Annotated in this window: 14 protein-coding genes and 5 tRNA genes; 9 read left to right on the forward strand and 10 right to left on the reverse strand. The window is 74.1% G+C overall.

Going from position 1 to position 18,169, the window contains the following annotated elements; genetic code table 11:
• Window positions 1-610 precede the first annotated feature (610 nt).
• Both ACTWM8_RS08850 and ACTWM8_RS08855 read right to left on the reverse strand, forming a co-directional pair.
• A complete protein-coding gene (locus ACTWM8_RS08850) occupies window positions 611-1,774 on the reverse strand; it encodes a cytochrome P450 (protein ID WP_446213368.1) in 1,164 nt (387 codons plus the stop codon).
• A gap of 9 nt (window positions 1,775-1,783) precedes the next feature.
• Window positions 1,784-2,452: a class I SAM-dependent methyltransferase gene (locus tag ACTWM8_RS08855; protein ID WP_446213369.1), complete on the reverse strand. Its 669-nt coding sequence runs from the start codon at window positions 2,450-2,452 to the stop codon at window positions 1,784-1,786.
• A 182-nt stretch (window positions 2,453-2,634) separates the two neighbouring features.
• Here ACTWM8_RS08855 and ACTWM8_RS08860 point away from each other — a divergent pair, with 182 nt between their 5' ends.
• Window positions 2,635-3,462: a hypothetical protein gene (locus ACTWM8_RS08860; RefSeq protein ID WP_446213370.1), complete on the forward strand. Its 828-nt coding sequence runs from the start codon at window positions 2,635-2,637 to the stop codon at window positions 3,460-3,462.
• A gap of 49 nt (window positions 3,463-3,511) precedes the next feature.
• On the opposite strand, the gene ACTWM8_RS08865 is transcribed toward ACTWM8_RS08860, so the two are convergent.
• Window positions 3,512-6,448: a M36 family metallopeptidase gene (locus tag ACTWM8_RS08865; protein WP_446213371.1), complete on the reverse strand. Its 2,937-nt coding sequence runs from the start codon at window positions 6,446-6,448 to the stop codon at window positions 3,512-3,514.
• A 221-nt stretch (window positions 6,449-6,669) separates the two neighbouring features.
• On the opposite strand from ACTWM8_RS08865, the gene ACTWM8_RS08870 reads away from it, so the two are divergent.
• Window positions 6,670-7,866 carry an alkane 1-monooxygenase gene (locus tag ACTWM8_RS08870; protein WP_446213372.1) on the forward strand — a complete coding sequence of 399 codons (1,197 nt, stop codon included), beginning with the start codon at window positions 6,670-6,672 and terminating at the stop codon, window positions 7,864-7,866.
• Window positions 7,867-8,017: 151 nt separating this feature from the next.
• On the opposite strand, the gene ACTWM8_RS08875 is transcribed toward ACTWM8_RS08870, so the two are convergent.
• Together ACTWM8_RS08875 and ACTWM8_RS08880 are read right to left on the reverse strand one after the other, a co-directional pair.
• The gene (locus ACTWM8_RS08875) at window positions 8,018-8,599 is read right to left on the reverse strand and encodes a TIGR03086 family metal-binding protein (protein ID WP_446213373.1); all 582 of its coding nucleotides are present in this window, start codon (window positions 8,597-8,599) and stop codon (window positions 8,018-8,020) included.
• Window positions 8,600-8,750: 151 nt separating this feature from the next.
• Window positions 8,751-9,353, reverse strand: a complete 603-nt coding sequence (locus tag ACTWM8_RS08880) for a TetR/AcrR family transcriptional regulator (RefSeq protein ID WP_446213374.1) — start codon at window positions 9,351-9,353, stop codon at window positions 8,751-8,753.
• A 299-nt stretch (window positions 9,354-9,652) separates the two neighbouring features.
• On the opposite strand from ACTWM8_RS08880, the gene ACTWM8_RS08885 reads away from it, so the two are divergent.
• The 3 genes from ACTWM8_RS08885 to ACTWM8_RS08895 all read left to right on the forward strand — a co-directional run bounded on the left by ACTWM8_RS08885 (window position 9,653) and on the right by ACTWM8_RS08895 (window position 9,914).
• Window positions 9,653-9,725: transfer RNA gene (locus ACTWM8_RS08885), tRNA-Gly, on the forward strand.
• A gap of 34 nt (window positions 9,726-9,759) precedes the next feature.
• A tRNA-Cys gene (locus ACTWM8_RS08890) sits at window positions 9,760-9,830 on the forward strand.
• 12 nt (window positions 9,831-9,842) lie between these two features.
• Window positions 9,843-9,914 (forward strand) — tRNA-Val (locus ACTWM8_RS08895).
• 162 nt (window positions 9,915-10,076) lie between these two features.
• Here ACTWM8_RS08895 and ACTWM8_RS08900 read toward each other — a convergent pair.
• Entirely contained in the window at window positions 10,077-10,316 is a 240-nt protein-coding gene (locus ACTWM8_RS08900) for a DUF6458 family protein (protein WP_446213375.1), read from the reverse strand.
• Between the two features lie 161 nt (window positions 10,317-10,477).
• Between ACTWM8_RS08900 and ACTWM8_RS08905 the strand changes: the two genes are divergently transcribed.
• Window positions 10,478-10,550 (forward strand) — tRNA-Gly (locus ACTWM8_RS08905).
• Window positions 10,551-10,559: 9 nt separating this feature from the next.
• Window positions 10,560-10,634 (forward strand) — tRNA-Val (locus tag ACTWM8_RS08910).
• Window positions 10,635-10,892: 258 nt separating this feature from the next.
• On the opposite strand, the gene ACTWM8_RS08915 is transcribed toward ACTWM8_RS08910, so the two are convergent.
• Window positions 10,893-11,486 (reverse strand): hypothetical protein, encoded by a 594-nt coding sequence (locus ACTWM8_RS08915; protein WP_446213376.1) that lies wholly within the window; start codon window positions 11,484-11,486, stop codon window positions 10,893-10,895.
• 699 nt (window positions 11,487-12,185) lie between these two features.
• On the opposite strand from ACTWM8_RS08915, the gene ACTWM8_RS08920 reads away from it, so the two are divergent.
• Window positions 12,186-13,190 (forward strand): NAD-dependent epimerase/dehydratase family protein, encoded by a 1,005-nt coding sequence (locus ACTWM8_RS08920; protein WP_446213377.1) that lies wholly within the window; start codon window positions 12,186-12,188, stop codon window positions 13,188-13,190.
• 87 nt (window positions 13,191-13,277) lie between these two features.
• On the opposite strand, the gene ACTWM8_RS08925 is transcribed toward ACTWM8_RS08920, so the two are convergent.
• Window positions 13,278-14,252 carry an Acg family FMN-binding oxidoreductase gene (locus ACTWM8_RS08925; RefSeq protein WP_446213378.1) on the reverse strand — a complete coding sequence of 325 codons (975 nt, stop codon included), beginning with the start codon at window positions 14,250-14,252 and terminating at the stop codon, window positions 13,278-13,280.
• Window positions 14,253-14,436: 184 nt separating this feature from the next.
• Here ACTWM8_RS08925 and ACTWM8_RS08930 point away from each other — a divergent pair, with 184 nt between their 5' ends.
• Window positions 14,437-15,075 carry a response regulator gene (locus ACTWM8_RS08930; protein WP_154942955.1) on the forward strand — a complete coding sequence of 213 codons (639 nt, stop codon included), beginning with the start codon at window positions 14,437-14,439 and terminating at the stop codon, window positions 15,073-15,075.
• 73 nt (window positions 15,076-15,148) lie between these two features.
• Here ACTWM8_RS08930 and ACTWM8_RS08935 read toward each other — a convergent pair whose 3' ends face one another.
• Both ACTWM8_RS08935 and ACTWM8_RS08940 read right to left on the reverse strand, forming a co-directional pair.
• The gene (locus ACTWM8_RS08935; protein WP_446214507.1) at window positions 15,149-16,822 is read right to left on the reverse strand and encodes a GAF domain-containing protein; all 1,674 of its coding nucleotides are present in this window, start codon (window positions 16,820-16,822) and stop codon (window positions 15,149-15,151) included.
• Window positions 16,823-16,918: 96 nt separating this feature from the next.
• Window positions 16,919-17,929, reverse strand: coding sequence for an Acg family FMN-binding oxidoreductase (locus tag ACTWM8_RS08940; protein ID WP_446213379.1), 1,011 nt, complete (start codon window positions 17,927-17,929; stop codon window positions 16,919-16,921).
• Window positions 17,930-18,169: the final 240 nt, after the last annotated feature.

The raw sequence follows: 18,169 nt of genomic DNA on the forward strand, positions 1-18,169 counted from the left end.
CGTTGACGGTAGGAACCGACGGGCGGGCGCCGCCGCTGCCGATCGGCGTCCGCCGGACCCGACCTTCGTCAGGTAATCCGGCGTTCGCGCCGTGCGCCCGCCCGGGCGGGTCGCCGTCGCCGGGCGGTCCGCCGTCCCGGCCCGCGTGCGCCGTCCGGTGGGGTCGCGGTCGCGGGGCGGTCCGCGTGCGCCGTCCGGTGGGGTCGCGGTCGCGGGGCGGTCCGCCGTCCCGGCCCGCCGTGCGCCGTCCGGTGGGGCCGCCGTCGCGGGGCGGTCCGGCGTCCCGTCGGCCGTGGTGCTCAGGCGCTGTCGAGCTGATGTCACAAACGACTCATTGGCCGGGGCGGGGCAGCCTGAATCGTTTGCGACATCAGGTCGGTAGGACGTGGGGAGGTGGTGTCGGGCCCGGCCGCGAGTGCGGCACCGGACCCGAGTCGCCCGGCTGGCCGACAGAGGCGACCGTGTCAGCCGGCCGCGACACCGGCCCCAAGGGACGTGGGACGTGGCGCCGGCCCGGCCACGAGCGCGGCACCCGGACCCGAGTCGACTGCCGGGGCCGGCGCGGCATCCCCTCAGCCGGCCGCAATACCGCGTCAGGCGGATCCGGAGGTCAGGGCCGGCGGACCACGAACGCGTCCGGCATCCGGAAGGTCAGGTTGTCCGGGCACCAGGGCGGGCGGACCACGGTCACCCCGTCGAGCAGCGGCGCCGCCTCGGCCACCACCACCGCCGCCTCCATCCGGGCCAGCTGCGCGCCGACGCAGCGATGCGCGCCCGCCCCGAAGGCCAGGTGTCGGCGCGAGCCGCGCTGCCCGGGCCGGAACGCGTCCGGCGCGGCCACCACCTCCGGGTCGCGTCCGGCGCGGGCCAGCCACAGCACCACGCTGGTGCCCGCCGCCACCGCCGTCCCGCCCAGCGTGGTGTCCACGGCCGCCACCCGTCGCCAGGTCACGATCGGCGGTTCCAGCCGCAGCCCCTCCTCCACCACGTCGGCGACCGCCACCGTGCCGGCGCGCAGCCCGGCGCGTACCTCGGGCTCAGCGGTGAGCCGGTGCAGCAGCAGGGTGAGGAACTGCGAGGTGGTCTCCTGACCGGCCACCAGCAGGAAGAACAGCGCGCCGACCACCACGTCGGGGGAGTGCCCGTCGGCGCGCAGCGCGGCGGCCAGCCCGCCCCCGGTGGCGGCGAAGTCACGCAGCACGGTGTGGAACCGGCCCACCTCGGCGGCGAGAGCGAGCTGACGGTCGGCGTCCAGCGGCGCCCAGAACAGCTCCAGCGCGGCCCGGGCGAAGTCCTTCACCGCGCCGACCGGGGCGTCCGGCAGCTCGACGAGCCGGGCCAGCACCAGCAGCGGCAGGTCGGCGGCGAGCTCGGCGTACAGGTCGACCGGTTCGCCCGCGTCGAGCGCGGCGGCCAGCCCGGTGACCCGCCGGCGGACCAGCCCGGTCAGCCAGGGCTGCTGCGCGGCCAGCCGGGTCGGGTGCAGGGCCTCCGCCACGATTCCCCGGATCGCCGGGTGGCTGGGCGTGGAGTTGTTCGCCAGCGTCGGCGGCAACCGGAACCGGTGCCCGGCGAGCACCCGCAGCGCGGCCACCGGGACCGGGGTCACCGCGTCCAGGGCGTTGTCCGGCCGCCAGGTGTCCGGGTCGGCGAGGACCTGCCGTACCAGCGCGTGCCGGGTGACCACCAGATGGTCCACGCCGACGTGGTCGGCGACGGTGGCCACATCCGGCCACCGCTCGTCGACGGACTCCCCCCAGCCCCGGAACAGCACGCCGACACGCTAGCGGGCGGCCCTCGGCGGGGCCGGGTCCAGCTCCCAGACGGTGGTGCGCTTCACCCGTACGCTCTCCAACGCCTCCGGCACCGGCACGTCGTAGGCGGCCAGCTCGCGGAACCGCTCGCGGGGCAGGAAGGCCCGCCCCGGGTCGCCGACCAGCACCCGGGCGCCGGAGCGGGCGGCCCGCAGCAGGAAGCGCAGCACCCGCCGGGCCATCGCCTCGCTGTAGAAAACGTCCCCGGCGAGCACCACCTCGGCGTCCCCGGCATCGGCGTCGAGGATGTCGCCGAACTCGGCGTCGACGCGTACCCCGTTGGCCTCGGCGTTGAGCGCGACGGCGGCCACCGCCCGCTCGTCGACCTCGACGGCGCGGACGGCGGTGGCGCCGGCCCGGGCGGCGGCGATGGCGACCAGGCCGGAGCCCGACGCCAGGTCCAGCACCCGGCGGTCGGCCACCAGCTCCGGATGGTCGGTGACGTAGCGGGCCAGCGCCTGGCCACCGGCCCAGGCGAAGGCCCAGAACGGCGGCGGCTGGGAGCTGCGGAACTCGCCCTCGGTCAGTTCCCAGAGCCCGATCGGCTCGTCGGCCTGGTGCAGCCGCACCTCCGGGACGAAGGTCACCGGGGCGAGGCGGGCGTGCAGCCGGACGAAGGCCGCGGAGAGATCGGACACCCAGGAATTGTCTCCCGGGGCGGTTCCCGGGCGTGTCGCGGGTCGGGCGTGACCGGTTCACCACCCAGCGTGATAACCCGACCTGTACTTCACGGTTCGTGCGAACACGCCCGTCTACCGGCTTCCCGGCACCCCTCATAGCGTTGCCAGGTGGATGCGACCGACGGGAGGGCGAGGCGGTGGTGACGGTGTGGCGGAACGCGCTGCGGGCCGGGGTGGTGCTGGCCTGCCTGTCCGTGATGGGGCTGGCCGCGCCCGCGCCGGCCTCGGCCGCGGACGGCTTCGCCACCGAGCTGAGCGGCCTACCGGACGAGTTCAGCGCCGGCGACCAGGTGAGCACCCTGTCCGCGGTGGTGTCGCGCAACGACGGCGGCCGGTGCGTGAAGGTTCGCTGGTCGATGGTGCTCAGCGTCCGGGGCCTGCGGCTGGACCAGGTGAAGGTGGACCGGGTGGAGGACTCGGGCAGCTTCCCGTTGCAGATCCAGACCGAGGGGGACATCGCCCGGCTCACCGACCGTCAGCTCGACCCGGGCACGCTCTGCCCGGACCGGACGGTCACCGCCCGCTACCGGGTGGCCTTCGCCGAGGACGTCAACCGGGGACGGGTGACGCTGGCTGCCGAGGCGTACGACGCCGACCTGCGGCTGCTCGCCCGGCAGAGTGCCACCCGCGACGTGGTCGGCCTGCTCGCCACCGAGGCGCCCGCCACGCCGGAGCCGAGCGGCTCGGCCGTGGCCGTCGACCCGACCGAGCCCGTCGACGCGTCGGCCGAACCGACCGAGGAGGCGGTGGCGCAGGTGCCGCCGGCCGCCGGGCGTCCGGTGGCCGGTGCCACCCGAGGGGGATTCGGCCTGGTGCAGGCCGCCTTTCTCCTCGGCGGGCTGCTGCTCTTCCTCGGCGCCGGGCTGCTGCTCAAGTTGCGGCAGCTGACCCGCGCGTCCCGCGGCGGCGCAGCGGACCTCGGCGGGCCGGCGTACGAACGGCGCCGCTGGGCGGCGGCGCGCCGCTGATCGGGGGCCGCCGGGGCCGGGCGGCGACGCCACCCGACCCCGGCGGGGTTCACTTCGAGAACACCTGGAACTCGGCGATCCGGACCTGGTCGCGTGCCGGGCTGGCGGTCGCGCAGTCGGTGCTGGTGGCCGGGTCGTCGTCCTGCTCACCGGCGTACGCCGGGCCGCCGGTGCACTGGCTGGCCAGCACCTCCAGCCGCACGTGGGTGGCGAGCGTGGTCGGCACCGGGAACGACCGCAGGTTGATGTCCCGCGTGTACGCCCGGTACTTCCCACCCGGGAACGCGTCGCCGGCGCTGGTGTAGATCCGCTCCCAGCGCGCCGGGTCGGCGCAGTCGGTGGTGGTCGCGTTGCAGGTGAGCACGGCGAAGGAACGCAGCGCGGTCAACGCGTTCTGCCCGCCCGCGTCGGGGTCCCCGACGATCGCCGGGCGCAGCATGGCGCTGACGTTGACCCGCTTGACCACCTGCGGGGCGGCACCGGGCAGCGCCACCGTGACGCCCCGGCCGGCCACCCCGGTCAGCGACGCCCAGTTGGTGCTCTCGGTGTCGTCGCCGATCCGCTCCAGGTTCACCCCGTCGCCGGTGATGACCGCGCCGGAGGTGGTGGACGCCAGGTTGCGGCTCAGCCGCAGGTCGACGTACCCCTCCTGGCCGGCGCGGGCGACGACGCTGAGCCGCTGGTGCCCGAAGCCGGGCGCCACCGCCAGCAGCTGGTGCGTGCCGGCGACCGCCTCGAAGGTGTCCGGCAGGGCGGTGGCCGGGTCGGTGTCGGCGATCGGGGTGGCCCGGGCCTCGTAGTCGCCCACGTACAGCCGGATCGGCGCCTCGGCGCTGTCCCCCTTCGGCCGCAGGGTGAGCGTGGCGTTGTCGCCGTACGGGCTGGCGAAGCTCGGCGTCGGGTCGGTGTCGGTGGCGCCGTTGGTGGCGGCGTCCCGGCCCATCCCGGAGCGGGCGAACTCGGCCCAGATCAGCTCCTGGTTGGCCCCGCCGAAGCGGAGCCGGTCGGCGGTGAGCAGGTTGTCCCGCATGTCGAGCATGCTGACCTGGCTGGCCGCCTGGAGCAGGAACGAGTCGAAGACCAGCTGCGCCCAGCGCCGGTTACCCGGGCAGCTGTCCGCGGCGACCTTCCCCTGCGCGCAGTCGAGCTGCCGCTGCGGGGTGCCCGACCCGTACCGCTGCACCAGAGCGGAGCGGATCCGGTAGTTGGTGGCGCTCCAGATCTCCCCGTCGGCGTGCACCGCCGGGCCCGCCGTGTTGTAGCCGACGTCGGAGTAGTTCAGCGGGCTGCGGCTGAAGTCGTAGTTGCGGATGCCGCTGATCAGGTTGCCGGTGACGTACCCGCCGGTGACGAAGGGCGTCTGGCCGGGGGCGCGCAGGCCGTGCTCGTAGAGGTACTCGGCGGCGAGCAGGTCGCTCCACGACTCACCCATCGCGCCGCCCTGGAGGCCGCCGATGCCGCTGTCCGGCCCGGCAATCATGCGGTTGGTGATGGCGTGCGTGTACTCGTGCCCGATCACCGTCATGTCGTAGTCGCCGTCGACGCACGGCGGGTACGGCCCGCCGGCCTGCGGCTGCCACAGGTACATGTTGGTGGTCGGCGGCAGGCCGTCGCGCGGCGTGCCCTGGTTGGCGTTGTTCCGGTTGCCGGACAGCGCGCCCTGCTGGGCGCGGCCCTGCTCGGCGTCGCCGCCGAGGCCGGCTCCGCTCACGTTGACCGCCTGGAGGTTCCAGGTGGCCTCGGTGAAGCCGAGGTGCCAGGCCCAGTCGTGCATCCGGTTGTGCATGGCGAAGAGGTTGGCGATGGCGGCGTCGGCGTCGTTGCGCTGCGCGGAGGTGAACACCGCCGGGTTGCAGCGGGCCTGGTGCCACTGGTCGGTGAACGGGTACTCGTAGCGGCGCTCCGGGCTGGCGGTGGCCGGCAGCAGCGGGCTGCCCGCGCCCCACGAGACCACGGTGTTGGCGGAATTGCCGCGCGAGGTGCCGGTCGGCGTGCCGGTGGCCTTGTCGACGTCCCAGGCGTTGCCGGTGGCCGGGTCGCGGAACGCGGCGGCGCAGCCCGGAGCGGGGTCGCCGCACCAGCGCACCCGGGGGTCCTGCCCGGGGGCGAGGTCCTGCGGCGGGGTGGCCGGGTAGACCGCCCAGCTCGGGTTGTCCGAGTCGAAGTCGACGAGGTCCTCGCGGACCAGCACCGCACCGGTGATGCCGTCGACGTAGGTGGTGAAGGCGGCCGGGTGGTCGGTGTCCGCGCCGATCAGGGTCACCTCGTACGCGGCCCGGGTGCCGTCGAGCGGGGTGGGCACCGCGACCGGGCGGACGCGGTGGCTGGCCACCCGGGCGGCGTCCAGGCCGGCGTCGGTGAGCGCGGCCGCGTACGCCTGCTCGCCGGTGAGGGTGGCGGGGGCGGGCGCGGCGGCGTCCCGGGCGAGCGAGGAGCTGACCGAGATGACGGCGCCGTCGGCGACCGCCACGGTGACCAGCCCGTCGTGGCCGGCGGGCAGGTCGCCGAAGCGCTGCCGCAGGGTGACCACCGCGCCGTCGCCGATCGGCCGGACCAGCAGCCGGTCCATCGCGGCGACGGACGCGGCGTCGAGGCCGAACAGGTCGTGGTTGTCGGTGAGGTAGCGCCGGGCGGCCGCCTCCGGGTCGGCGGGCAGGCCGGTGGCGAGCGGCGTTCGGCTCGGGCCGAGCGCGTGCGGGGTGCCGAGCCGGTTCCACCGCACGTCGGCGTCGACCCGTCGGGCCAGACCGCGCTGCCGGGCGTCGGGCGCGGCCGTACCGGTGCGGTTGTCGAGGTCGGCGGCCTGGTGGCTGTCGTCGGCGAACGAGCCGGAGCGGCCCGGTGTCGCGGTCGCGGCGTCGCCCGGCGCGGCGGCGGCGGTGGCGCCGCCGGGCAGCAGGGCGGCGACCACGGCGGCGGTCGCCAGTACGGGGACGAGCCGGCGTCGGGGCCGGCTCGTCGGAAGTGTCCACTCCGGTCTGGGCACGGGACCTCCTCGTGGGAGCGGGGGCCGACGCTGCGTCGGCCCGGTGCAGGCGCGGTTACGCATGCGCATCTGTGAATACCAGGCAGATCGGGCGAGGGCAAGGTCATCCGTGACGGTCCGTGCGGCGATGATCACCGTGATCGCTTTACAAAAACCTGGGTCTTGTAAAAAGGAGTGGGCGGTGCCACAGTCAGGACAGCCCACGAGATCGGAGGTCGGCGATGGCCATCAGCCCCGACGCGACGGTTCCTCCCGTCGCCTGGCGCGACACCCGCAAGCCGCTCTGGCCGTTGGCCCTGATCGTCCCGGTGCTGCCCTTCCTGGGCTGGCTGGGGTGGCGGGACGGCGGCGGCGCCTGGGCCTGGTGGCTCACCCCGGTGGTGGTCTTCGGGCTCATCCCGGTGGTGGACCTGCTGATCGGCGACGACCGGCGCAACCCGCCCGACGAGGCGGTGCCCCGGCTGTCCGCCGACGGCTACTACCGCTGGCTGACCTACCTCTACCTGCCCACCCAGTACGCCGCCCTGGTGCTCTGCTGCGCGGTCTGGGCGCGCGGCGACCTGTCCTGCGTGGCTGCGGCCGGGCTGGTCGCCACCGTCGGGGTGGTCAACGGCATCGCCATCAACACCGCCCACGAGCTGGGCCACAAGCGGGAGACCGCGGAGCGCTGGCTCTCCAAGGTCGCCCTCGCGCCGACCGGCTACGGGCACTTCTACGTCGAGCACAACCGGGGCCACCACACCCGGGTGGCCACCCCGGAGGACCCGGCCAGCTCACGGCTGGGGGAGAGCTTCTGGGCGTTCTGGCCGCGTACCGTCTGGGGCAGCCTGCGGTCGGCCTGGCGGCTGGAGACCAGCCGGTTCCGGCTCCGGGGCCGCAGCCCGTGGACGTGGCGCAACGACATCCTCAACGCCTGGGCGATGACGCTGGTGCTCTACGCCGCCCTGATGCTCGTCTTCGGCCCCGGCGTACTGGTGTTCCTGCTGCTCCAGGCGGTGGTCGGCTTCAGCCTGCTCGAGGTGGTCAACTACCTGGAGCACTATGGGCTGGCCCGGCGGCGCACCGCCGCCGGCCGCTACGAGAAGGTCGACCCCCGGCACAGCTGGAACAGCGACCGCACCGTCACCAACGTCTTCCTCTTCCAGCTCCAGCGGCACAGCGACCACCACGCCAACCCGCTGCGCCGCTACCAGACGCTGCGCAGCTTCGACACCTCGCCGCAACTGCCGGCCGGCTACGCCACCATGGTGGTCGCCGCGCTGGTGCCCCCGCTCTGGCGGCGGGTGATGGACCACCGGGTGCTCGCCCACTACGGCGGCGACCTCGACCTGGCCAACGTCCACCCGCCGGCCCGGCGCCGGCTGCGGGAGCGCCAGCGCCGTCGCCCCGCGGCCCCCGGACAGGGGTACGCCGGCTGACCCCGTTGACCGCGCCGGTCGGACGCCGGACCCCCTCGGGCGTCCGGCCGGCGCACCGCCTCGACCACCGCCGGCCCCGGCGCGGTCGACACGCTGCGCCAGCTCCTGACCGGCAACGCGACCCGGCCGTCCGCCGGCCTCGGTGATCGGGTCAGGCCGGCGGTGTCCAGTCCGGGTCGCGGCCGAAGGCGGCGATCAGCCGGTCCTGCGCCTCGGCGCCGGCCCGCACGTCGAGCCCGGGCCGGACCAGGTCGCCACTGCGGTAGTCGGCGACCCGGGCCTCGAACCACCGGGTGCAGGCGGCGACCACGTCGCCGTCCAGGCGCGGGTCCGCCCCGATCGCCACCGCCAGGTCCCATCCGTGTACGAGGTGCTCGGCAACGAGCTGGTTCAGGTACTCACCCGCCGGCGTCTCCCCGGCCGTGAGGTGCACCGTGGCCTCGAGCGCACCCGGATGGCTGGCCGCCACCTCGGCCTGGGACGCCACCTGCCGGGCCGCCCCGACCGGGTCGTCGCCGAGCTGGTCACCGTCGAACCGGTCGCCGATCTCCTCGACGGTCCGGCCGGCGAGCAGCGGCGCGGTCCACCGGTCCTCGGTGACCACGTGGTTGACCAGCGCGCGGACGTCCCAGTCGGGGCAGGGCGTCGGGTCCGACCACTGCCCGGGCGCGACCTGCTCGACCCGGTCGACGAACTCGGCCAGGCTCCGTCGGTACGTCTCCAGCAGGTCCATGCCGCCGATTGTCGCGGCTGTCCGTGGCGGTCCGGGCGGTTTTGCCCGGTCGTCCGGCCCTCGGGCGGTCGGTGCCGTGACCCCGGGTCGCCGCCCGCGCCGTCGGCTCGCTGCCCGCGCCGTCGGGTCGTCCCGGGGTGAGGTGGAGTGGTCAGCCGAGCTGGGCGGGGTTGAGGCCGAGCTCCCGGGCGGTGATCAGCCGGATCCAGTCGGCGAACTGCCGCCGGGAGATCACCCGCTCGTGCACGGCGAGCTGGACGGCCAGCCCGTCCATCACCGCGTTGATCCGCCAGGCGGCGGCCATCGGGTCGGCGCAGACGAAGGTGCCGTCGGTCACCCCGTCGGCGATCACCGCGGCGAGGTCCTGCCGCCACCGCAGGTCGAGCCGGCGGGAGACCCTCTCCACCTCCGGGGTGCGCAGCGACTCGGCCCAGCCGTCGATCCACATGGACCAGGAGATCGACCGCCCGGGCGGGGTGTAGAGGCGCAGCAGCTTGCGCAACTTGGTCAGCGGTGGGGCGGAGGAGCGGACCACCACGTCCAGCCGGGCCAGGTCCTGCTCCACCGCGTACGCGAAGGCCTGCGCCAGCAGGCGCTCCTTGGTGGCGAAGTGGTAGAAGACGAGTGCCTGACTGACCCCGGCGGCCTGCGCCACGTCGGCCGTCCGGGTGTTGGCGAGGCCACGCTCGACGATCACGTCGCAGGCTGTTCGCAGCAGGGAATCCAGGCGGACATCGGCGGCACGTCTCGTCACGCGGTTACGTTAACCCATCGATATGACCACAGCGCGTTACCGAGCCGGTCGGCCGGGCGTGCCACAGTCGGAACCCGGACAGCTCTTCTTCGGCGCGTCGCGTCGCCTTCGACCTGGCCCTTCGGTTGACCCCCCGCAATCCCTTCGACCACCCCACCCAGTCTCCTAGGAAGCTCTACGAGGAGCCCTCGCGCTCACGCCCCGGAATCCGCCAGCGACGCGCCGAGGGCACCCCGAGTTGGCAACTCTTCCGAGCCTCGGCTAAAGTTCTCATCCGTCACCGGGAACGCCGGAGACAAGCGGACGTAGCGCAGCTGGTAGCGCATCACCTTGCCAAGGTGAGGGTCGCGGGTTCGAATCCCGTCGTCCGCTCGGAGCTGCCGCCACGCATGACGGGGGCAACCTCGGTGGGGTGGCCGAGAGGCGAGGCAACGGCCTGCAAAGCCGTGTACGCGGGTTCAAATCCCGTCCCCACCTCGGTATGAGCACGGGCGATTGGCGCAGTGGGAGCGCGCTTCCTTGACACGGAAGAGGTCACTGGTTCAAACCCAGTATCGCCCACAGAATGATCAGGCTGGTCACCGGAACCTTCGGTGGCCAGCCTTTTCGTTGCCTCGCCCCTTCCTGGGCTCTGCATGCGAAGGCGCCGGCCACCCGTGGGTGACCGGCGCTCCCTCGTACGCCCGCGACCGATCAGCCCCGTCGGCCGGGTAGTGATGCGCCCTACAGCGGCGGAGCGACGTCCCGGCGCTCCTCCACCCGCCGGTACTCGACCGGCTCAGTGGTGGTGACCACCCGGCGGCGGCGACCCCAGACCAGCGCGGTCATGACGAGACCGAGCAGGCCGGCCGCCATCAGGATCCAGCCGACCACGTCCAGGTTGACGCCGCCGACGCTCGCGTCCAGGGCGAAGGTCAGGATCGCGCCGACGGCGAGCAGGAAAATACTCGTTCCGATTCCCACGACAGCCTCCTTCAGGGGATGCGGTGTGCTGTCGAGGTGAGTCAGTACCCCGTGGGTGACCAGCGCAATCACCGGCGGTGGAGAGGGCGGGTGGGGCGGCGGAGTCGGCGATCTTGCCATCGGGTAGAGTTCAACCCGTCGCCGGGGAGACCGGGCGGCACGCGGACGTAGCGCAGCTGGTAGCGCATCACCTTGCCAAGGTGAGGGTCGCGGGTTCGAATCCCGTCGTCCGCTCTCGACCACGGGCGATTGGCGCAGTGGGAGCGCGCTTCCTTGACACGGAAGAGGTCACTGGTTCAAACCCAGTATCGCCCACCAGGCATTTGCCCGACGTACGGAGCCCCGGCTGATGAGCCGGGGCTTCTGTCGTTCTTCCCCCCGCGCCTGGCTCTTGCTGGTTCCCCCGTCCTTCAAATCCGTGGGTTGCGCTGGTCGGTGGTGGGGGTGTGGCCCGCCGTGCCCGGCTCCGGGCGGTCAGGCTTGATCCCTGCGCCGGGCACGGCGGGCCACACCTGGATATGCCGCTGGCCGGCACCCCGGATTCGGGGTGCCGGCCAGCGTGAATGTTCAGGTGCCTCAGTTCCAGTACTTGGCGACCAGGTCGGCGGCCTGCTGCTCCCACTGGGCGTAGTGGTCCGGGTAGGCCGACACCTGCACGGTCTGCGCGGCCTCGGTCAGCGGCATGTCCTTCCAACCGTCGACCTGCTTCAGACCCTTCAGGAACGCCATCGTGGAGTACTCGGGGTCGGTGATCTGCTCGACCGTGCCCCAACCCGAGGACGGGCGCTGCTGGAACAGGCCCTGCGAGTCGTAGTCGTTGCGCTCACCCAGGTGACCCAGGTTCTCCAGCTTCGACTCCTGCAGCGACGTGGCGATCGCGACCACGGCGGCCCGCTCGTCCATGCCCGACTTCTTCGTCGCCGCGATGATCGCCTTCACGTTCTTCGTCTGCTCGCTGTCCAGGTCGATGCGGGACTGCTTGCCCTGCACGCCGTGCGGGATCAGCTTGCCCTTGTCCACACCCGCCTTGTCGGCCTGCACCACGGCCACCGACTTCGCCTCGGCCGCTGGGGCGGCGTGGGCCTCGGTGACCGGGCCGGCGAAGACGCCACCGGCGAAGGCCAGACCAGCAATACCCAGCACGCTCTTACGCAGAATGGTCGTGTTCATCAGAGTGGCTCCATTCGGGGGTTGGCACCCAAGCTCGATGGGGGTCGAGCGGGCACAAGCACCACGACGGCGCTCAAAAAGATCAAGGGGAAAGTCTCTGCCCGGCAGGCTTCACGAGCGGGGGGCTCGGCGCCGGGTCCATGTGTAACGACCGGCGGCCCACCATCATTCCGGGGCCCGCATCCCGGGCCGGCCACGCGTTCGGGCCAGGCCAGCGGGGTGCTGCTGCGATCGTCCAGGTGATGTAACGACCCCGGGCCGGCCATCATTCCGCCGCCAGGGTGCCGCCGGTCACGGGACGACCCGACACTGGCTGACCCAGACCCGGACATCCGGGCACGCCCAGCGGACCCGATAACCGGACATCCGGCACGCGGATGCCAAACCGGGAGCCAGACAACCGGGCACGCCGATCCGGCCGGAACCGGACATCCCGACACGACGAACGACCGGAACGACCCAGATCGCGCTGGGCCGGGGTCCGGGATCGTCTGAAGCTCACGCACCCCCGGAGCCGGCCTTGGCGGACCACACGCCGACACCCTTCGAGCGGCCGAGCCGGGCGGCCGACCGCCGACGGAGTCGATCGCCCCATCGGGTCGACGACGAGCTGAGCGGGGGCGGGATTCTGCCGTTGGCAGATCCGCTAGCGGTGAACGGGGGGTCCGTCGGGGGCCGGGACCGGACAGGCTGGGACCCATGAGACTGCTGGTGCTGGGTGGAACAGGCTTCGTCGGCGGCGCGACCGTGGCCGAGGCGGTACGCAGAGGCTGGTCGGTGACCGTCTTCAACCGGGGGATGCACGGTGCGGTGCCGCCGGGCGTACACCGGTTGCGGGGTGACCGGACGGCGCCGGACGGCCTGGCGGCGCTCGTGGGCGGCGAGTGGGACCTGGTGGTGGACACCTGGGACGGGGCGCCGCGGGCGGTGGGGGACGCGGCCCGGGCGCTGGTCGGGTCGGTGCCGCACTACGTCTACGTCTCCAGCGGTTCGGTCTACGCCCACCCGCTGCCGGCCGGGGCCGGGGAGGAGGCGCCGATGGTGGACGCCGAGCCGGACGCGGGCGACGGGGACTACGCGCACAACAAGGCGGGCGGCGAGCGGGCCGTACTGGAGGTGTTCGGGGACGCGGCGTTGCTCGTCCGGGCCGGGCTGATCCTCGGGCCCGGGGAGGACATCGGTCGGCTGCCCTGGTGGTTGGAGCGGGTCGCCCGGGGCGGGGATGTGCTGGCGCCGGGCCCGGAGGACCTGCCGATCCAGTACGTGGACGTGCGGGACCTGGCGGCCTGGATGCTGGACCGGGGGGCGGAGCGCGTCGGCGGGGCGTACAACGTGATCAGCCGCAGCGGGCACGCGACGATGGGGGAGCTGTTGGCGGCGGTTGTCGCGGCGACCGGGTCGGACGCGCGGCTGCGCTGGACGGATCCGGAGCGGATCCTGGCGGCCGGGGTGCTGCCCTGGAACGACCTGCCGGTCTGGGTGCCGCGCGGTCACGAGTTCCGCTGGTTGCAGGAGCGGGGCGTGGAGAAGGCGTACGCGTCGGGGCTGACCTGCCGGCCGGTGGCCGAGACGGTCGCCGACACCTGGCGGTGGCTGCGCCAGGTGGGGTCCGTGCCGGCGCGGGCGGGGCGGCCGGCGCGCGCGGCGGTGGGGCTGGACCCGGAGCGGGAGGCGGCCCTGCTCGGCAGCCCCCGCCCCGCCTGACACCGACGCACCCGGCAGGACCGACCACGCTGCCGGCCCCGGGCGACGGGGCGGGGCCGGCAGCGCGCACGGCGGAGGGCGTACGGCTCAGGCCGACACGACGGGCAGGTCGAGCACCTCGTCCACGCTGCGTCGGGGGGTCGCCACCCCGGGCTGGCCGTAGCCGATCCGCATCACCATCTGGGGCGTGCCGAACCGGCCCAGCGACAGCCGCAGCGCCTCGCGCGCCCCCTGCACCTCGATCGGCTGCGACAGCAGGGAGACGCTGAGCCCGGCGTCGGTCGCGGTGAGCAGCACCCGTTGCAGGGCCTGCCCGGCCAGGATCTGGTCGGCGGATGTGTTGCCCGCAGAGCCGAGGACGGCGACCAGCGGCTCCGGCTCGAAGTCCCGGCCGGGGGCCCGGTCGCGGCCGCCGAAGCCGCGCATCGGCAGCAGGTCCTGCGGTTCGCTCTGCGGGCCGCCGGCGGCGGCGGGCACCCCGTCGGGCGCGGGCTCGCGGCGGATCCACTCCGTCCGCTCCCGCCGGTAGTCGGGGTCGCGTTCCAGCACCCGGTGGGCGCTGCGGGCGACCTCGGCGAAGGCGTTGACCGCGCTCGTGCCGATGACCAGTTCCAGCCAGCACTGCTCGGCGCGGGCCGCCTCGCCGAGGCGCCACCGGGCGTCGGCCGGCACCGGGTCGGGCCAGAACGGCGCGCGGTTGCTGAACCGGCATGGGATCGCCGCGTGCAGGCTGCGGGCGGCGGGGGTGGCGGGCCGGGGCGCGTCCGGGACCAGCCGGGCCAGCACGTCCGGTTCGGTCGGGTACGGCCGCAGCCGCACCGTGGCCGGGGTGCCGGCGACGGCGAGGGCGAGCCGCAGGTTGAACAGGGCCGCTCCGCAGGAGATGCGGGCACCCCAGCCGCTCGGGTCGGTGGCGGGCAGCCGGCGGGTCGGATCGACCGACAGCTCGATGCCGCCGTCGCGCAGCCGGAACCGCCAGGGCTGGGTGTTGTGCAGGGAAGGTGCCCGGACGGCGTCCGCGACGGCCGCTCGCAGCTGCGCGACCGTGAAGCCGGTGTCCATGGTGATGCTCCTTCCGTGGCAGGTGGGGCGGCCCCCGCTGGTTCACCTCCACCGTGCGTCAGCGGCCGGGGAGCCGGGCAGGGCCGGATGTCCCGTCCGCCCGGGCCCCCCTTCCCGCCGTGACGCGGCAGGTAGGGGACCTTCGGCCCGTGCGGGGCGCGGCCGGGGCGGGTAGAAACGAGGGATGATTCGGGTGTTCCTCCTCGACGACCACGAGGTCGTCCGTCGTGGCCTTGCCGACCTGCTGCAGAGCAGCGGCGACATCGAAGTGGTCGGCGAGTCCGGCTCCGCGCAGGAGGCGGCCCGCCGCATTCCGGCCCTCCGGCCGGACGTGGCGATCCTCGACGCCCGACTGCCCGACGGCAACGGCATCGACGTGTGCCGGGACATCCGGGCCGTGGACTCCTCGATCAAGGGTCTGATCCTCACCTCGTACGAGGACGACGAGGCGCTCTTCGCCGCGATCATGGCGGGGGCGGCCGGCTACGTGCTCAAGCAGATCCGCGGCACCGACCTGGTGGACGCGGTGCACCGGGTGGCGGCCGGCCAGTCGCTGCTCGACCCGGCGATCACCACCCGGGTGCTGGAGCGCATCCGCAGCGGCGTCGAGCAGCCCCGCGAGCTCAAGACGCTCACCGAGCAGGAGCGCCGCATCCTGGAGTACGTGGCCGAGGGGCTGACCAACCGGGAGATCGCCGGCAAGATGTTCCTGGCCGAGAAGACCGTGAAGAACTACGTCTCCAGCGTGCTGGCGAAGCTCGGTCTGGAGCGGCGGACCCAGGCGGCGGTGCTCGCCACCCGTCTGCTCGGCAAGACCCACTGAGCGCGCGCCGGGACGGGCCGCCCCGGAGCGCCCGCCACGTCGGGAAGGCTCGGGGCGGACGGCCGGACCGGGGTCAGTCCCGCAGCGGGACGCACCAGAACAGCTCGGTGCCGTGCGGCTGCGCCGGGCGTACCTGGAACTCGCCGCCGTGCCGCTCGGCGCGCTCGCGCAGGTTGACCAGCCCGCCGCGCGCGGCGGCGGGGTCGCAGCCGACGCCGTCGTCGGTGACGGTGAGCGCGACCCGCCCGGCGTCGACCCGGATGGCGACGGAGACCCGGCTGGCCTCGGCGTGCCGGACGGCGTTGGACAGCGCCTCGCGGAGCACGGCCGTGAGGTCGGGGCGGACCGGTTCCGGCACGGCGCTGTCGATCGGCCCGTCCAGCTCCACGGCCGGGCGGAAGCCGAGCGACTCGGTGGCCAGGTCGATGGCCTCCCGGATCTCGGTGCGCAGTGCCGCGCTCATCGGGGTGCGCAGCTCGAAGATGGTCCGCCGGATGTCCCGGATGGTGGCGTCGAGGTCGTCGACGGCCGCGTTGATCCGCTTGGCGACCTCGGGCCGGGCGTTCATCGGGGCGGCGCTCTGCAGTTGCAGGCCGGTGGCGAAGAGCCGTTGGATCACCACGTCGTGCAGGTCGCGGGCGATCCGTTCGCGGTCCTCCAGCACCACCAGCAGCTCCCGTTCCTCCTGGCCGCGGGCCCGCTCCATGGCGAGCGCGGCCTGGCCGGCGAAGCTGCTCAGCAGCCGTACGTCGTCGTCGACGGTCCGCGCGGAGTCCGGTCGGTGCGCGATCACCAGCACGCCGTGCAGGGTGTCCGCCGCGGCGAGCGGGGACACCACGGCGGGGCCGGCGACCACCGGCGCCGGCCAGGGGGCGGCCTCGGCGAGGTTGTCCACCAGCTCGTGCCGGTGCTCGGTGACCGGGCCGGCGAAGCTGGTCTCGGCGGCCGGCAGCACCGCGCCGACCAGTTGCCGGTCGGCGCCTACGGCCGAGTCGACCACCTCGACGGTGAACTGGCCGGCATCCTCGTCGTAGAGCAGCACCAGGGCCAGCTCCGCCTCGGCGACCTCCCGGGCCCGCCGGGCGACCAGGGTTAGCGCGTCGGTGCGGCGGACCTCGCCGAGCAGCACCGAGGTGATCTCGGCGGTGGCGGCCAGCCAGCGTTCCCGCCGGTGGGCCAGCGCGTAGAGGCGGGCGTTCTCGATCGCGACGCCGGCCGCGGCGGCGAGCGCGACCACGATCTCCTCGTCGTCCTCGGTGAACTCCGCGGCGCCCTGCTTCTCGGCCAGGTAGAGGTTGCCGAAGACCTGGTCGCGGATGCGGACCGGCACGCCGAGGAAGCTGTGCATCGGCGGGTGGTGCGGTGGGAACCCGTACGACTTCGGGTGCTGGGTGATGTCCGGCATCCGCACCGGGCGCGGTTCGTCGATCAGCAGGCCGAGCACGCCGCGTCCGTGCGGCAGGTCGCCGATCTTGGCGTGCAGCTCGTCGCTGATGCCGTGGATGATGAAGTCGTGCAGCAGCCGGTCCGGCCCGATCACGCCGAGCGCGCCGTAGCGGGCGCCGACCAGCTCGCAGGCCGACTGCACGATCCGTTGCAGGGTGCTGCGCAGGTCGAGGTCGGAGCCGATGCCCACCACCGCGTCCAGCAGGGCGCGCAGCCGCTCCCGGCTGGTGACCACCTCGCCGACCCGGTCGAGCATCTCCTGGAGCAGCTCGTCGAGGCGTACCCGGGACAGCGGGCTCAGCCCCAGCGAGGGAGCGAGCGGCTCGTTGCGGGGCGTCGGTGTGCTGGCGGCCACGCAGGCGATGCTATCGCCCGCGCGGCCGCGGGCACGAGATGGTCAGGAGCGCTGGCCGCGGACCGCCGAGGTGTCGACCACCTGCTCGATGGGGAGCCGCGGGGTGTGCGGCGGCCCCGCGTGCGCCGGGTCCGCGATCCCCAGCCGCACCACGAGGTACGGGAAGCCGAGCCCACTGAGCAGTTGGCGCAGCGTCTGCCGGGTGCCGGGCACCTCCACCACGACGGAGAGCGGCACCACGGACACGCCGAGGCGGGTGGCGGTCAGCCAGAGCGCGGAGAGCGCCTCGCCGGCGCGCAGCCAGCAGTCCGGCTCGTCCTCGTCGCCGTTGAGCAGGCCGTACACGGCGGCCTTGTCGTGGCCGGGGCCGATCGGCAGGGTGCCGGCGCGGCCGAAGTCGCGGCCCGGGACGGTGGTCTGCGGCTGCTGCTCGGGCAGCACCTCCGGCGGCAGCCCCGTGCCGCCGTCGGCCCGGCTGGTCCAGTACTCCAGCTCCTCGCGTAGCTGCGGGTCCTTCGCCTCGACCGTGCCGGCGTGCGAGGCGGCAGCGGCCAGCTCCATCACCTGGTCGGAGTCGAGGATCTGCAGGTTGGCGCCCTCGGCGGCGACCGCCCGGCTGATCTCACCCATCGCGGCAGTCGGGACCGGTTCGTCGCTGACCGGTCGCCGGTCGGTGTGCCGTACCTGCATGCACTGCACCATGCGCATGGCGTCCGCGTCCGCGCCGGACCGGTCCAGCCCGGTCAGTCGGGCCAGCAGGTCCGGCTGCGCCGGGTCGGGCAGCCGCTCCACCACGGCCGTCCAGCCCTCGGCGGCCAGCGCGAGCCGGGCGTGGTGCAGCGCCGCGCCGCAGCTGATCGCCAGCAGCCGCCCCTCCGGGTCGGTCGCGGTCAGCTGACGGTCCCGGACGATCCGTAGTTCCAGGGCGTCGGGTAGCACCAGCCAGCGCCACGGTTGCGTGTTGTGCACCGAGGGGGCGTAGCCGGCGGTCGCGGCGGCCTCCGCGAGGGCGGTGGTCAGCGGGCGGTCCTGTCCCGGCGTCTCGTGGCTCATCGTCACGACCTTTCCGTTTCTCCCCATGTGCCCCACCCCGGCAGTCGCGGTGGTGGGTCACGGCTCCATCCTTCGTCATCCCCGGATCCGGCGCAGCGTACGCAGGCCCAGCGCGCCCGACGCCCGCTTCCTCCGGCATCCCGTCGCCGGCGGCGGGAGCGACACCCCGGATGCGGCGTGTCGCGCTGTCCCGCCCAGGGGAGGCCGCGACACGCCGCAACCGGCGTCGGACCGGACCGG

The organism is Micromonospora sp. IBSANI012 (assembly GCF_052814045.1).

What these genes read in the sequence shown, in the direction of transcription:
- ACTWM8_RS08870 (WP_446213372.1), top strand. Translation starts at nt 6,670, where the DNA reads ATGGCCATCAGCCCCGACGCGACGGTTCCTCCCGTCGCCTGGCGCGAC.
- ACTWM8_RS08875 (WP_446213373.1), bottom strand. Translation starts at nt 8,599, where the DNA reads ATGGACCTGCTGGAGACGTACCGACGGAGCCTGGCCGAGTTCGTCGAC.
- ACTWM8_RS08915 (WP_446213376.1), bottom strand. Translation starts at nt 11,486, where the DNA reads ATGAACACGACCATTCTGCGTAAGAGCGTGCTGGGTATTGCTGGTCTG.
- ACTWM8_RS08920 (WP_446213377.1), top strand. Translation starts at nt 12,186, where the DNA reads ATGAGACTGCTGGTGCTGGGTGGAACAGGCTTCGTCGGCGGCGCGACC.
- ACTWM8_RS08925 (WP_446213378.1), bottom strand. Translation starts at nt 14,252, where the DNA reads ATGGACACCGGCTTCACGGTCGCGCAGCTGCGAGCGGCCGTCGCGGAC.
- ACTWM8_RS08930 (WP_154942955.1), top strand. Translation starts at nt 14,437, where the DNA reads ATGATTCGGGTGTTCCTCCTCGACGACCACGAGGTCGTCCGTCGTGGC.
- ACTWM8_RS08940 (WP_446213379.1), bottom strand. Translation starts at nt 17,929, where the DNA reads ATGAGCCACGAGACGCCGGGACAGGACCGCCCGCTGACCACCGCCCTC.